At 42.8% G+C, this 14,518-nt stretch carries 16 protein-coding genes; 9 read left to right on the forward strand and 7 right to left on the reverse strand.

The genetic code is table 11. The features are described from left to right. The 3 genes from QUB80_RS14145 to QUB80_RS14155 form a co-directional block, all read right to left on the reverse strand. Nucleotides 1–1,257, reverse strand: a complete 1,257-nt coding sequence (locus QUB80_RS14145) for a type I-C CRISPR-associated protein Cas8c/Csd1 (RefSeq protein ID WP_289790136.1) — start codon at nucleotides 1,255–1,257, stop codon at nucleotides 1–3. Next, entirely contained in the window at nucleotides 1,190–2,902 is a 1,713-nt protein-coding gene (locus tag QUB80_RS14150) for a serine/threonine protein kinase (protein WP_289790137.1), read from the reverse strand. Before QUB80_RS14150 ends, QUB80_RS14145 begins: the two co-directional genes overlap by 68 nt. 104 nt (nucleotides 2,903–3,006) lie before the next feature. Further along, nucleotides 3,007–4,584 (reverse strand): serine/threonine-protein kinase, encoded by a 1,578-nt coding sequence (locus tag QUB80_RS14155; protein WP_289790138.1) that lies wholly within the window; start codon nucleotides 4,582–4,584, stop codon nucleotides 3,007–3,009. 286 nt (nucleotides 4,585–4,870) lie between these two features. Here QUB80_RS14155 and QUB80_RS14160 point away from each other — a divergent pair, with 286 nt between their 5' ends. Next, nucleotides 4,871–5,284 (forward strand): hypothetical protein, encoded by a 414-nt coding sequence (locus QUB80_RS14160; protein ID WP_289790139.1) that lies wholly within the window; start codon nucleotides 4,871–4,873, stop codon nucleotides 5,282–5,284. Beyond that, nucleotides 5,271–5,576, forward strand: a complete 306-nt coding sequence (locus QUB80_RS14165) for a hypothetical protein (protein WP_289790140.1) — start codon at nucleotides 5,271–5,273, stop codon at nucleotides 5,574–5,576. Before QUB80_RS14160 ends, QUB80_RS14165 begins: the two co-directional genes overlap by 14 nt. A gap of 159 nt (nucleotides 5,577–5,735) precedes the next feature. Here the strand turns inward: QUB80_RS14165 and QUB80_RS14170 are convergent, their stop codons facing one another. From QUB80_RS14170 to QUB80_RS14180, 3 genes are all read right to left on the reverse strand, one after another. Further along, entirely contained in the window at nucleotides 5,736–7,232 is a 1,497-nt protein-coding gene (locus QUB80_RS14170) for a protein kinase domain-containing protein (RefSeq protein WP_289790141.1), read from the reverse strand. Between the two features lie 364 nt (nucleotides 7,233–7,596). Beyond that, nucleotides 7,597–7,743, reverse strand: coding sequence for a hypothetical protein (locus QUB80_RS14175; protein ID WP_289790142.1), 147 nt, complete (start codon nucleotides 7,741–7,743; stop codon nucleotides 7,597–7,599). A 186-nt stretch (nucleotides 7,744–7,929) separates the two neighbouring features. Beyond that, nucleotides 7,930–8,091, reverse strand: a complete 162-nt coding sequence (locus QUB80_RS14180) for a hypothetical protein (protein ID WP_289790143.1) — start codon at nucleotides 8,089–8,091, stop codon at nucleotides 7,930–7,932. Between the two features lie 493 nt (nucleotides 8,092–8,584). On the opposite strand from QUB80_RS14180, the gene QUB80_RS14185 reads away from it, so the two are divergent. Genes QUB80_RS14185 through QUB80_RS14215 form a run of 7 tightly spaced genes read left to right on the forward strand, consistent with a single transcriptional unit; the run spans nucleotide 8,585 to nucleotide 12,517 of the window. Beyond that, on the forward strand, nucleotides 8,585–8,920 hold the full coding sequence (locus QUB80_RS14185; RefSeq protein ID WP_289790144.1) for a cation:proton antiporter subunit C: 336 nt from the start codon (nucleotides 8,585–8,587) through the stop codon (nucleotides 8,918–8,920). Next, nucleotides 8,917–10,350 (forward strand): cation:proton antiporter, encoded by a 1,434-nt coding sequence (locus QUB80_RS14190; RefSeq protein WP_289790145.1) that lies wholly within the window; start codon nucleotides 8,917–8,919, stop codon nucleotides 10,348–10,350. The genes QUB80_RS14185 and QUB80_RS14190 overlap by 4 nt, the downstream gene beginning before the upstream one ends. Beyond that, nucleotides 10,347–10,736, forward strand: a complete 390-nt coding sequence (locus tag QUB80_RS14195) for a Na+/H+ antiporter subunit E (RefSeq protein WP_289790146.1) — start codon at nucleotides 10,347–10,349, stop codon at nucleotides 10,734–10,736. Before QUB80_RS14190 ends, QUB80_RS14195 begins: the two co-directional genes overlap by 4 nt. Then, nucleotides 10,733–10,999, forward strand: coding sequence for a hypothetical protein (locus tag QUB80_RS14200; RefSeq protein WP_289790147.1), 267 nt, complete (start codon nucleotides 10,733–10,735; stop codon nucleotides 10,997–10,999). Before QUB80_RS14195 ends, QUB80_RS14200 begins: the two co-directional genes overlap by 4 nt. Before the next feature lie 3 nt (nucleotides 11,000–11,002). Continuing rightward, nucleotides 11,003–11,281: a monovalent cation/H(+) antiporter subunit G gene (locus QUB80_RS14205; RefSeq protein WP_289790148.1), complete on the forward strand. Its 279-nt coding sequence runs from the start codon at nucleotides 11,003–11,005 to the stop codon at nucleotides 11,279–11,281. Then, a complete protein-coding gene (locus QUB80_RS14210) occupies nucleotides 11,274–11,861 on the forward strand; it encodes a DUF4040 domain-containing protein (protein ID WP_289790149.1) in 588 nt (195 codons plus the stop codon). Before QUB80_RS14205 ends, QUB80_RS14210 begins: the two co-directional genes overlap by 8 nt. Next, nucleotides 11,858–12,517, forward strand: coding sequence for a Na(+)/H(+) antiporter subunit B (locus QUB80_RS14215; protein WP_289790150.1), 660 nt, complete (start codon nucleotides 11,858–11,860; stop codon nucleotides 12,515–12,517). Before QUB80_RS14210 ends, QUB80_RS14215 begins: the two co-directional genes overlap by 4 nt. On the opposite strand, the gene QUB80_RS14220 is transcribed toward QUB80_RS14215, so the two are convergent. Then, nucleotides 12,492–14,156 carry a tetratricopeptide repeat protein gene (locus QUB80_RS14220; protein ID WP_289790151.1) on the reverse strand — a complete coding sequence of 555 codons (1,665 nt, stop codon included), beginning with the start codon at nucleotides 14,154–14,156 and terminating at the stop codon, nucleotides 12,492–12,494. The genes QUB80_RS14215 and QUB80_RS14220 overlap by 26 nt on opposite strands. Nucleotides 14,157–14,518 lie beyond the last annotated feature (362 nt).

Here is a 14,518-nt window from a genome sequence, read left to right on the forward strand (position 1 = left end):
TTACTCCTCAGATTTGGTAAAAAATTCAGCCCTACGAATGCCCCAGCCCAAGAAAAAGCAGGCTTGAGCTTTGACATCAAGAGTGTCAGGCAAATCAATAGATGGGTTAAAATTACTGCCAAACTTAGCAAATTCTTCATCTAGTGCTTTTTTGATGCAGAATAATAATGCACCACCTTCTTTTTCTTCTAGGTGATGAGCAATGCAACCATAATACAGACGAGGGAAAACCTGGGCGGGTGTAGTTGATAGAGCCTTTAATGATCTTGTGACGTTAGTATCTTCTTTTTGAAGGTTTTGTGCTGTCACTTGCGCTCTGTGCATCAAAAATGCGATGCGCCCTAAAATGTAAGCTACTTGTTCTGGTGTGGGGCGTTTCTCTAATTCGGGTAGTGTTGGCATACTGACATTAGTAGTGAGATAAAAAGCTAAAGCTTGTGCTCGAACAAGCGATCGCATGACATCTTGTTCTTGACAAATTCGGTTCATAATCCGGATGGCATATTCATCCGGTAGAGGCATACCGAGCAAAGCAGCCTTGACTAAAGCAGTGGTGATTTTGTCGGTGTACTCTTTAACAGGGTCAAAAAATGCACTGTTACGCAGTACCCATACTGGTTTAGCTTTAGTGTCAGATGTTAGTTGTTGACATTTGACAAATCGTTTGACGCTAGATTTAATTTGCTCAGATGTGCATTCATCCCAACTGCTAACAGCAATTCTTCCCTTATTACCCTTGAGTGCAGCTAGATAAAAATGACGAGATAGAGTGCGATCGCTTGGCAGTTTGCTAGGTTGATTGGGGGTAACAAAAATACCCTGAGCAGCTGATGGATCTTCCCATAATTGCGGATCAATACCTTCACCTTCCACATCTCCCCAGAAAACAAACGCTTGTCTACCAATCTTTTTATGATTAGCATCTCTAGACATTAATATTTCTAAGGCTTTATGAAACCGAACAGCAGACTCAAACCCAATAGGTGCATTGGTGTTACCTTCCCACCCGTGTGATTGGTAAGCCGCTTTATCAAAGCTGGTGATAGCAGCGCCAGAAGTGGAAGAACCTGGTACACCTTTAACCATCATGGGCATCTTCCGACTAACAATATTAGTGTTTTCACCTGTCAGTAGGCAGATGCCAGAGATTGTGTCTTGCTTGCTGGCATAATATTCACCCCACCATTTTTTAATAGCTGGTCGTTTGCTGACTTGCTGACCTTGATCGCATAACATCAGGTGAGACAGATTGAGCAAAACTTACTTCTGTTTGCCGCAATATGCCTGATTTGCGATCAAATAAATAACCAAGATCAACACGATTTGGCTTTAACCGATAAAGATAAGCACGAGTATTCCATAAACCTTTGGAAACTTTACTTGGTTTTCCTAATGCTTCTCTAATAGTACTTTCAGAAGTACCTGTGGGAAATCCAGGTACACTGCCACTGGTGATATTTGTGGCAACTTCTTGCTTATTTTCTTGCTTTGGTGGTGGGTTGTCTTGTTGAGGTGGTTTTGGTTCTGATGTAGAAACTGTTGGGGGCTGAGAATCTTGTGGCTGGGGTTCTGGTGCTGGTTCAAAAGTTGTTGGTTGTTGCGGAGGTTCTGGTGTAAAAGCAATTGGAGGTGAAGAAGGAACAGCAGCAGCTGGTTTCTGTGGAGAGGTAGGTTCTACTAAGGGAGGTTGGGAAGCAGCAGGCGTATCGTCGGGTTCGTTTGTAGGAGCAACAGATTCTGGTGCAACAGTTGGATTTGTTGCGGTAGGTTCTTGTGTAGTTTCAGGTGCAGGTGATGTAGCAATAGTTGTTTCAGGTTGGGGTTGGCGAGTGATGTTAGCGATCGCTATCCCACCAATCAAACCACCGATCACTAAACCACCAAAAATCAAAGCGGGTTTTTGCCAATTTTTATCTGTGGTAGAGGCAGGAATAAAAGCTGATTTTTGGGAAGAAGGCAAAGGCTGAGTTTGTGCAGCAACAGGAGACAAAGCAACTGTAGATTGAGTTGACTGATATGACGGTGCCGAAGGCATAGAACCGAGAGATTGCAAAGCGTGTAACATTTTGCTCGCAGTGGAGTAGCGATCGCTAGCTTGGGGCTTAATTGCCTGGTTGAGAACTATCGCCAATTGTGTTGATACTCCAGGAGCAAGATGCTGCCAAAGAATTTCCCCAGTTTGCAGATTAGTTTGTAACTCGTGGGGCGGCTTGCCAGTCAAAAGATAAATTCCTGTCAAGCCCAAACTGTAGATATCAGTAGCATAAACTGGGCGTCCTACAGCTTGTTCGCTAGGCATATATCCAGGTGTACCAATTACCAAAGATTGAGTGAGATGCCCTGGAGAAGTGACTATTGAACGTATCGTTTCCTTAACTGCGCCAAAGTCAATTAAGACAGGTTTACCCCCCCGAACCCCCCCTTGAGCAGGGGAGGTGCTGGAAGCGGGGGGGTTGCACAGAATTATGTTGTCTGGTTTAATATCGCGGTGGATAATACCTTTGCTGTGGACATAATCTAGAACTGACAACAAACTCAATAAAATTTCTCTAACCTTATTTTCACTTAATGGCCCTTGAGCCTCGACAATATTTGTTAGAGTTTGACCTTGAATCCATTCCTGAACCAGGTAAAATTGCCCATTTTCTGAAAAGTAGGCATAGAGTTTAGGTATTTGATCACTGCTTTCACCCAAATACTCTAAAGTTGCAGCTTCCCGTTCAAACCTTTGTTGAATCATTTTGTAGGTTTGGGGATCGTTTGTCACTGGTTTGAGTTGTTTAATCACACAGCGACGGCGGGAAGGCATGTAAGTATCTTCTGCTAAAAAGGTTTCACTAAACCCACCAGCACCCAGTACCTGAATAACTTGATAGCGATTGTTTAGCTGTGTTATTGTCATGCTCCGTTCAAAGCGTCAGTGAAACACTAACCTAAGGGACTCGTCCTTATCAAATGTATATTAAATACTTAGACGAAATATATGAGTTAAAAGTTACGGGCAAGCTACTTAGCATCAGCAATAACCCATCCACTATTTTCGACATCCCATAAAAGGGAAAAGTTTACAGAACTAGGAACTACTCTTCCATTTTTCATCAAATATTTCAACTGAGCATTCACTGTGGCGGTTTGTGTACCTGTTTTTATTAAGTTCACTTTATCTACTTCTATCTGTTGAACCCTACCTCCCCACCAATCGATGTAAGAAAGATAACCTTGAGGGTGAAGACGTTTATTACTTTGGAAACTGGGAGCCAGGTATTTCCAAGCCTGTTGATATTCTCCTTGATTAATAGTTGCATAATAATTTCGTATAAATTCTTCTGGAGATGTTCTGACAGCTTGAGGAATGGAAGTTTCCGGTGTTGGCTCAGATGATACAGTATGATTGGGTTCTAGAGGTTGTTGAGAAGATTCTGATTTTGGTTCTACAGGTGTTGGGCTGGGTTCACTCGTTGACTGGGGAATTTCTTGTTGGGCGATCTGTGGAAGTTGTTGCCTGTTGTTGAGGACAAAACCAATGATTACAGATGTGCCGATCAAAATGCCTGCAATGATACTACCGAGTAAGATTCCCCTTTGCCCACCCCTATTGCTTTGATTAACAGGAGTTTTATAGGAATTGCTAGGGCTAACAGCTACAGTGTTTTGAGGTATTTGCGAAGACGGTGTAGTTGCCACTAGTGGTTGGGTGTAAGGCACGGTAGGAGGAAAAGGAGCAGCACCAGATTGCAAACTTTGTAGCATTTCTCTGGCGCTGGCAAAACGATCCCGTGCATTAAACTGAATCGCTTTATCCAATACTGCTGCAAAACTGGGAGTCACACCCAGAGCGTATTGCCGCCACAACAGCGCACCAGTTGCCGGATCTGTTCCCATTTCTTGTGGCATTTTACCAGTGAGCAAATAAATTGCTGTTAAACCCAAACTATAAATGTCGCTGGCAAACATCGGGCGTCCTACCGATTGTTCGCTAGGCATAAACCCTGGTGTACCAATTACAATTGACCTTGTAGAATTGCCAGAAGGAGTAACTAACGTTCCTATCGTTTCTTTGACCGCACCAAAGTCAATCAGTACCGGCTCACCTCCCCTAACCCCCCCTTGATAAGGGGGGGTGCTGGAAGCGGGGGGGTTGCGAAGAATGATATTATCAGGCTTAATATCTCGATGAACAATGCCTTTGCTATGAACATAATCGAGAACTGGCAAAATACTAATTAAAATTTCTTTCACCCCACTCTCACTCATTAATCCCTGCTGTTGGATTTTCTGTGTGAGAGTTTGTCCCTGAATATACTCTTGTACTAAGTAAAATTGCCCGTTTTCCAAAAAGTAGGCATAAAGTTTGGGAATTTGTTCGCTGCCATCACCCACTTCTTCTAAAATCGCTGCTTCCCGCCCAAACCGCTGCTGTACCAATTGGTAAACTTGAGGATTATCCTGAATCGGTTTTAATTGTTTAATTACACAACGGCGACGAGAGGGCATTTGGGTATCTTCTGCTAAAAATGTTTCTCCAAACCCACCGCTTCCTAAAGTCTGAATCACTTGATAGCGGTTATTGAGCAGCATTGGCATAAAAATCCGTCAGGGTAAGAAAAGAAAGGCAGTTATATATTTTACAAATTTTCTCAAGTTTGACACTTCGTCTTTTGACACTAATAGCAATTATCGAGAAAATCTTACAAAATCTACAAATAGTGCAATAATGTTGCCGTAATTCGTTATTTTTGGTTGAGCGATAGATCCAGTTTGGGATATATTTAGTTTAAATTTTATGTAAAACGAAAACATTTTGTTCCAAATTGGAACCTTATTTCATGAGTAAGTTTTGATTTTTTAGCATCCAAAAATGGATATTTATATGAACAAAAAAGGTCAAATTTTCTTAGTACCTCTACTAATTACCAACGTTGTTATTACAATTTCTCACTACACAGATAATGCTATTTTCATTGATAGATACCCAGCCCCTGAATGGATATCTTATTCGTATAGAGTTTATATGGCTTGGATTATTTTGACACTAATTGGGGTAGTTGGCTATTTGCTGTATCGAAAAGGAATACTGAGAATAGCTTATTTATTTCTTGGTATATATTCACTCACAGGCTTATTCAGCCCAGGACATTATTTTTATGGAGAAATGTCAAAATTTTCTTTAAAAATGCATACTTTAATTTGGTTTGATTTTATTGCAGGTTTATCGATAATTGGGTTTATTACCTGGTCGGGATTAATCCTTAAAGAATGGCAAAAAGGCTATGTTTCTAACTAGGTTAAAGTCCATTTATTTAGTACTGGTATTATCATTATCGTTTGCAGTCGCGCTCCCTGCACAAGCATTTACCTGTCGTAACCTTAATAACCACTCAATTTGCATTATTAATATCAAACGCAGTGCCAAATACCATTGGGAGTATAGAGCAGATGTTAGTGTTGATGGTGTAAAAAGACCAACAGAAGTATATAATTGTCGCGATCGCCTGAGAGTTCGCAAAGATAGAACTATTGTACCATTTGATTCAAATGGGGTGGGAGAACTTATCTGTAATCTAATCGACAAATAGTAATTAATTCGTCAGTTTACCTTCTGCCGTCTGTCCTCTGACTTGAAAGTTACCTCACCCCCTGCCCTTCTCCTTGCTAAGGAGAGGGGTGTCCGACAGGACGGAGTGAGGTTTTTCATGCATGGGGGTGAAACTTGTTTCATCGTGACTGCCTTCTACTTACTTCTTAAAATGTCTGCGATTATTACGGTCTTGATATTTGGCAATATATTCAACATTTTGTCGTTCTATTTTTGATAACAACTTTGTAGGAAAGTTCTTTGGTGAATACCTTGGACTATACCACGGCTGGCTATCAAAATACTCTTGCAATCCTGGAGTATCAAAACGCCGCCCGTGACGTGCAAAAATAGAATTCCGCATAATATCTAGCTCAAAACTATCTTTATTATTTAAGTCTGTATCTGTGACTAGTCTTTGAGAAAGCCAGAAATAATCGTTGATTGTTGTAGTATTTTCTGGTGTTTTGGATGTGTTTACAATAGATGGAGATGGAGTCAATATAGGTTGGCTAATTGGTGTAGATTTGATGTTAGGAGTTTCTATAATTTGAGGTGTTGATTTTAAATTAGGAGTTTCTGTAACTTGGGGTGTAGCGGTTGGTAAATTAACTGAAGGTGAAATTGTTTGCTGTGCTACTGGTTGAGAAGATTTTGTTAAAGCAAAACCAATAATTACAGATCCACCAATTAAACCACCTGCGATCGCACTTGCTATCAAAATATTATTGCGATTTTTATCTTGAGTTATAGATGGTGGATTTAAACTTACCGTTTCGGGAGGATGGGTAGGTAGTGTTGGTGGTTGGGTGAAAACAGGTTGTGTGGGTGGAATTGGACTTACTACGCCTTGCAGAGCATCTAACATTTCCCTGGCACTGCTAAAGCGATCACGTGGGTGATACTGTATTGCCTTATCGATTATTCCCATCAATGTCGGACTAACATTTATAGCATGGCGATGCCAAAGAATATCTCCTGTTCGTGAGTCTGTCTCTAGTGCCTGTGGTGGTTGCCCTGTCAGCAGATAAATTGCTGTCATTCCTAAACTATATAAATCGCTAGAATAAACTGGTCTACCAGCTGCCTGTTCACTAGGCATATATCCAGGTGTACCAATTACAATCGAACTAGTGGGATTTCCTTGAGAATTAAGCACTGTTCCCATTGATTCTCGTACCGCACCAAAATCAATTAGTACGGGTTTGCCGTCGCGATGACGCAAAATGATATTATCCGGTTTGATGTCACGGTGAATAATCCGCTTCGAGTGTACGTATTCTAAAACTGGTAATAAATTTGCTAATAATTCCCGAACCGCACTTTCGCTAAATAAACCCTGTTGTCTAATTTTTTCAGTAAGTGTGTCACCTTCAATCCACTCTTGAACTAAGTAGAATTGACTATTAGCTTGAAAATAAGCGTACAAGCAAGGAATCTGGTCAGTAGATCCGCCCAAGTCTTCTAAAATAGCTGCTTCTCGCCCAAACCGCTCTTGTACTAGTTGGTAAATCTGAGGATTATTTTGAATTGGTTTGAGTTGTTTAATCACACAGCGACGGTGAGAAGGCATCTGGCTATCTTCTGCTAAGAAAGTCTCACCAAATCCACCACTTCCCAGAGTGCGAATTACTTGATAGCGCTCATTGAGCAGCATCCTAACATCCTCTTGCTGTCAAATCGAAAACATATTTTTCATTATCGTTCCAAGAGAATGCAAAGGTCACTACGTATTTTTGACTACTAGCAACACTAACTTCAAAAAAATGAGTAATACTATTTCACGAAAAGGCTGATATGGATGTACCCCACCGCCTACAGCACCTCCCCTTACTAAGGGGAGGTGGGAGGGGTTGAAGATGAATCACTCAAAAAGTGAAATGGTATAAGGTGTCTTTGCGATCGCTATGTCACTGACGCAAATATCTAATTCTAAGGTTGATTTTGATACATTGTGATGTAAAGTGAGCGCACTTTTGGTATAGGTGTAATGTGGGTGATGTCTCTCGATAAGCCGCTACCTACGCTCTTGCGTGTTCGCCGTCAGGTGTTGCGTTAGCTAGCGACTTCTTTAGACGGGCTTTGCCCGGCTTCCCGTCGCGTCTACGCACTTCTGATGATGCGATGATGTGGGCGATCGCACTCTTAGATATTAAGATAAATTTCAACTAAATTGATTCAACGTGGATATACCGCAACCCTCAAAATCCTTAATATTTCTAGTAACAAGTGTCAAAGAATGTTTTTTAGCTGTTGCCGCAATCAATATATCAGCTTGCGATACGTAAATTCTGTTGTTCATCAACAAACTTTTTAGCTCCAAAAACCTAATTGATGTGACTTTATGTATAGAGTTACATCAATGCTTCTCCATTAAAAATAAGATGGAACTTTGTCAAAAACAGGTGCAAAAATAAGCGAAAATACTTATTGAGAGAGACTTTTACGTCAAACTCAACAGCAGCGTCAAATGAAATATGCATCTGTACCAGTAATGCCAAAATGCTTTGAGTCATGGTGTGCTCTACATCATAGCAAGCCACAAAAATTGAATATTTCCTTACAAATGCAAAATACGAGCAAGTTGGTGCCGAGTGGGTTGTCAGAACTTATTTGCGACCTAATCGAGTTGAAGTATTTGACTGTAAGGGCAAGGGCTGGTTAAGTCAAAGCGAAAATAAAGTGTGCGCTCAAACTAGTCCCAAATGCCATTGACTACTTGTTTTTGTGCCTACAGTACTATAACTTAGCATCACTTAACTAAAGATTTTGAACGCCAGTAGACGACTAAACTTCTTATAACCTTTGACGAAACATTGGAAGCTTTGTGTACAGCTGCTGAATCCTATCCTTAGATTTTAAATGCTCACATTAACCTATTTGCCTTCATCGCTTGAATTCTAGCTAGATTTAGGCGTAGAATTCTTTAAAGTATCATGCAAATAGTGTATTAATCAAAGATTTTTTCAAAACTAATTACAACCGACCCTTACCCAATAGGCAATTCTTGTGTTAGAAGCATGCGTATTCGCAACTATATTGTGCGGATTTTTTGGCATCATTTTTAAAAAGAATCTTGTTATGAAGATTATCTCCATGGATGTGATGAGCACGGGGGTTATCGCCTATTACGTGCTGATTGCATCACGAGATGGCTTATTCACACCTATTGTTTCAAAGGTCAAAAATGTCGCTTACTCCGATCCGGTTCCTCAGGCGGTGATATTGACGGCGATTGTGATCGGCTTGTCGATTCAAGCCTTAATGCTGGTTGGTGTCATGAAGTTGGCACGGGATAATCCGACATTGGAAAGCAACGAAATCGAGAAGAGCAATACCCCATGAGTACCATTACGATTGGATGGATCGCACTCCCGTTTTTTGTGGGGTTTGTCATTTATCTGTTCCCCAAATTTGACCGATATCTCGCACTGAGCACGGCTGTTGTTTCGGGCGGATACGCGCTACAACTGTTTGCCGAGCGACCCCTGAGACTGCAATTATTGGATAATTTTGGCGTCACATTAACGATAGATCAGTTAAGCGGCTATTTTATATTGACCAATGCGCTGGTAACAGCAGCAGTGATTCTCTACTGTTGGTACAGTGCTAAGACAGCTTTTTTTTATGCACAGACTATAATTCTGCATGGTAGTGTAAATGCCGCATTCGTCTGTTCAGATTTTATTAGTTTATACGTAGCCTTAGAGGTAATCAGTATTGCTGCGTTTCTGTTGATAGCTTATCCTCGGAGCGATCGCTCGATTTGGGTGGGTTTGCGCTATCTATTTGTCAGCAATGTGGCAATGCTGTTTTATTTAGTGGGCGCGGTGCTGGTTTATCAGACACATCATTCATTTGGTTTTGCAGGTTTGCGTGGAGCACCTCCAGAGGCACTAGCCCTGATTTTTCTGGGACTTTTGGTCAAGGGAGGTATTTTTGTATCGGGATTGTGGTTACCTTTGACTCACTCCGAATCGGAAACACCAGTGTCAGCCATGCTGTCGGGAATTGTGGTAAAGGCTGGTGTCTATCCACTGGTGCGTTGTGCTCTGTTTTTGGATGAGATTGATCCGATTGTCAGGATATTTGGAGTTGGAACGGCGCTTTTGGGAGTGTTCTATGCAGTCTTTGAAAAAGATACCAAGCGGATGCTGGCATTTCATACAGTTTCGCAGTTAGGCTTTATCCTTGCGGCACCTGGGGTGGGTGGCTTTTATGCGTTGACACACGGTTTGGTTAAATCGGCACTGTTTTTGATCGTAGGAGTTTTGCCGAGCCGAAATCTGAAGGAGTTGCAACAAAAGCCAATTGATACCTCAGTCTGGATTGCCTTGGTGATAGCTAGCTTCTCAATATCAGGCTTTCCTTTGTTGTCGGGTTTTGGGGCGAAAGTATTGACGACGAAAAATCTACTACCTTGGCAAGCGATCGCCATGAACATTGCAGCCCTGGGAACTGCCATATCGTTTGCCAAATTCATATTTCTACCCCATGAAAGACAAAAGAAACAAGAGGATGTAAAACCCGGTTTTTGGGCAGCGATGATCTTATTGATTGGTGGTTTGGTTTTAGCAAATGTTGTGTATTTCGAGGCTTATACCGTTGCAAATGTGATCAAACCACTGGCAATTATCGCCGTTGGCTGGTTGGCATATTTTTTGATGTTTCGACGTTCAGTCCTCAAGCTGCCGCGTCTACTTGAGCAATTTGAGCATCTAATCGGTGTGATGAGTTTGATGTTGATTCTGCTGTTCTGGATGGTATTTGCATGATTGGGTATTTGAATCTGATATTGCGGCTAGTCATCTGGTTTCTGCTCACCGCCAATTGGAGTGTGGCAAATATCATCATTGGCGTTAGTGTCGCACTTCTATTGCCACACAGACACAAAGCCGCAGGAGCATTAAAGGATTGGCTACGAGCGTTGGGTGAGGTGCTTGTGGCAATTCCCCAGGCATATATTGAGGCTTTTGAAATTATCCTCCGTCCGCATAATGAAGAAGATGTCACCCTAGAACGAGTTAAACCACGACGGACACCCGGACTCATATTTCTAGATATATTTCTGATTACATTTACGCCAAAGACAATCGTCTTGAAATACCACGAAGATGGCTGGTATGAAGTACACCGGGTTCGACGGAGGAAGAAGGCATGAACCTGAATTTCGTACTGATTGCAATGATTGTGGCTTTACTTATCCCTATTTACGAGGGATGTAAAGATAACAGTATCTGGCAGAAGATGTTGGCGTTTTCTAGTATTGCAACCAAAGCGTCAGTCATGATCCTGGTTGTATCCGTATTACGTGATGATTGGATGATCGGTGTTGTTGGGGTAATTATCCTGAGTGTGGGAAATGCCGCATTGATGCTGTTGGCACATGTACTGAAACGAATGAGTGATGTATCAAATTGGTGAGATATGATCAACCTGTTTAGCTATACCTGTATCGGCGTAGGCATCGTCTTCTGGTTTTGGGGAACTTCTCATCTGCTCGGCAAGCGATCGGTGTTATTCAAATTGCATAGTCTTTCGGTTGCGGATACGCTCGGATCTATGAGTGTAATCGTCGGGTTGCTTCTGAAGATACCCAGTGAATGGCCATTACTTATCCTTGCCATTATCTCCTTAGCGATTTGGAATACGATGCTGGGGTATGTGCTGGCATATTGTTCTAGTGGCGGAGGCAAAAATGAATGATACCTATGTCTATATCATAGTTGCTCTGCTGCCCTTGGCTGCGTCTATGGTGGTACTTCAGGTTAATCCATATCATGCTCTGGTAATTCGCGGCATCTTGGGAGCAGTGGCGGCATTGGTATATGTGGTTTTAGGGGCGGCGGATGTTGCTTTAACTGAAGCATTGGTAGGTACCATGCTCGCAATTACTCTCTACGCCATTGCGGTGCGTTCATCACTGGTTATGCGTCTTGGCGTACTTCAAGACGAATCAAGCGAGGCTGATGATAATCACTATTTTGGGCAACTGATGAATAACTTACGAACCATCTTTGGCAAACGCCATATGCGTCTTGAGTTAGTGCCATATACAAATACACAGGCTTTGCACCGGGCGCTGATGGACAAGGAAGTCCATGCGATTTGTACCCCATCAGAACACAGTCAGCAAGACAGCACAGTGTCTGGAGGCGAAAAGCAACCTTATCACACCACGACCAGGGTTCAACGCATTTATGACATTATCCAAAATGAACTTTCATCACCAGGGACAACCCTAATTTATGTAAGTACATCAGACTCTAGGGAGAAGCATCCATGAAATGGCTCTATATTATAGCAGGAATAGCGCTGTTTGTCAAAATGCTTGTCATCCCTAACCCAGCACCAGACTTGTCGATTTCTATCGTCGAGTCGATAGTACAAGATAGTGGGGTGCCTAATGCAGTTTCGGGTATCATTTTTAGGAACCGTCTGTACGACACTATCTATGAGGTGGTAGTATTTACGATCGCGATTTTAGGTGCCAATTTTTTGTTGGCAAATGAAAGGCCATCCTGCACAATCTATCAGTTCACAGATCAACCATCGATTGTTCTGGCACGTCTGGGGGCGACAATTGCCGCGTTGGTGGGTATCGAACTGGCAATTCGGGGGCATTTGAGTCCAGGTGGTGGTTTTGCGGCTGGGGTGGCGGGCGGAACGGCGATCGGGCTTGTAGCGATTACCTCTTCATCGGAGTGGATGCAGGCAATCTACAAGCGCTGGCACGCTGCTACATGGGAAAAGGTTTCGGTTCTGATTTTCATCATACTGGCAGCGATCACTTTGGCGGGAGTGGAATTACCGCACGGAGAGTTGGGCGCACTTGTCAGTGGTGGAGTTGTTCCCCTGCTCAACATTTTGGTTGCCATCAAAGTCGCATTGGGATCGTGGGCGGTGATTTTAGTTTTTATTCGTTATCGCGGATTGTTGTGAGAGGGGAGAAATCGGCATATTCCCAAGCGGTGACAAAGCGTTTTTGCACTGCTTGAGCTTCTTTAGTTTTGCCTTGTGCCTCTAGACTTTTTGTCAGTCCAAATAACGACCAACCATTCTCAGGAAAGCGTTTCAAGTCTTCTCGATATGCAATCTCAGCTTCCTTAGGGCGATGAGCCTGAAGTAAAGTTGCTCCTAAAGCTTGACGAACTGGATAATGCCAAGGCGGTGGTTCGTCGTAGTTGAGTTTGTCTTCCAATGTGACTGCTGTTTTGAGATGAGCGATCGCATTGTTGTAATCACCCTGTTTAGCTGCAAGTTTACCTGCCAAAACTTCAGATGCAATGTTTAGCAAGCTGCTAGTAATATTAATATCCCAAATTGTTACTGTTTTTAATGTCGAATCGGCAGCGATCGCTTTTAATTTTTCTAGTTCCTGTTTTGCTTCTTTGAATTGAGCTTTGGCTGTAAAGGCAGTTCCCCGTGCATAATGCCAAACTCCCGTAGGATACTGCAAATCTTTGGCTGGGGCTGGCTGTGCGAGAATATCATCCCACTTACCAAAGCGAGTCTGGGTATAAAGCGGCATGGAATAGTAATGCTGTAGTGTTCCATATCCAGGTTCGCGCATCTTCTTTTCATCTGCCATCGCTGCGGTATCGCGAGCAGCTTGCATTGCTAATTTTTGGTTTCCTGCCATCGTGGCAGCAGCCCACAGAAAATGGTGATTATGCGGCATATACGCTAGAGGATACATACCTTGTTTGTGGCATTGGGTGGTATATGCTTTATCTGCGGCAATGGCTTTTTGGTTGGCAATAGCAGCATCATGATAGCGTCCGACACGAATGTAGATGTGGGAAGGCATATGCACGAGGTGTCCAGCACCCGGTACTAAATTGCCCAGGCGATCGGCTGCTGCTATACCCAGTTCAGGTTTTACAGCCTCAACTGCGTGAATATACAAGTGATTTGCCCCAGGATGGTTAGGATTACGTCTTAATACTGAGTCTAATGTAGTGAGAATTTCTCGTGTTTCCGGCTTTGGTTCACCGTTTTCTTGCCAGTAATTCCAAGGCATGGTGTCCATTAGTGCTTCAGCAAACAAAGTGGCAGCATCTAAGTCATCCGGATAACTTTTTGCTACCTCTCGCATTGCTTTTGCATAAGCAATTTCAAGAGACTTACGGTCTTTGACAGGTTTTTGCGAATAACGCTTTGCTAAAGCCTGAATGTAAGCCTGCTCCATCTTACTAGCTTTTTCACTTAATTTTACTGCTTTTTGCAGTGCTTCCCACGCCACAGACACAGCTTCATCATCCATAGCAGCGTTGATGTTTGAGCCAAGCACGAGAGCAGTTCCCCAATTACAAATTGCACAGTCGGGATCGAGCCTAGCTGCTTCCCGGAAAGAACGTTCAGCCTCAGCATGGTTAAAACCGTAAGCTAGAATTAACCCTTGGTCAAAGTAACGCTGGGCAAGTGGCGATTTTGTAGAAATGGGATGATGATACTTGCCAAGATTATCAAACAACGGTGCAGCACTAGCCTCTGTCGCAGCACTATATTTATATTGTAGAAACAGACTTGATAGTCCAAAAGTTACAATTAGAACCAACGTAAATAGGATGCGGTACATTTTTATATCCTCCGCAAGTAATGAAGTTTGTTTAGGTTGTCAGATATGGTTTTATTTAAACTTCATTTTCAATCCTATTGATTCTTGAAAAAGACTAAAAGGCATTGGGTACTGGTGATTAGGGACTGGGAAGAAGATGCGGAGAAAGAGGATGGGGGACAAGGGCAAAGATCGCGACTGATGTCTTTTCTCCATGTCTCCTTTCGGGTACTCTAACGAGAACCCGCTTCGCGTGTACGCAGTCGCCTGCGGAGGAGAACAGTCCGTTGCCCAGAGAAGCGCCGTGCGGGGGTTTCCCCCCAACCCCACTCCGTGGGGGCCCCAAAGTCCCCCGTTGGGGCGACTTCGGAGGGCTTCCCCCG

This window comes from Chlorogloeopsis sp. ULAP01, assembly GCF_030381805.1.
GTDB lineage: Bacteria > Cyanobacteriota > Cyanobacteriia > Cyanobacteriales > Nostocaceae > Chlorogloeopsis.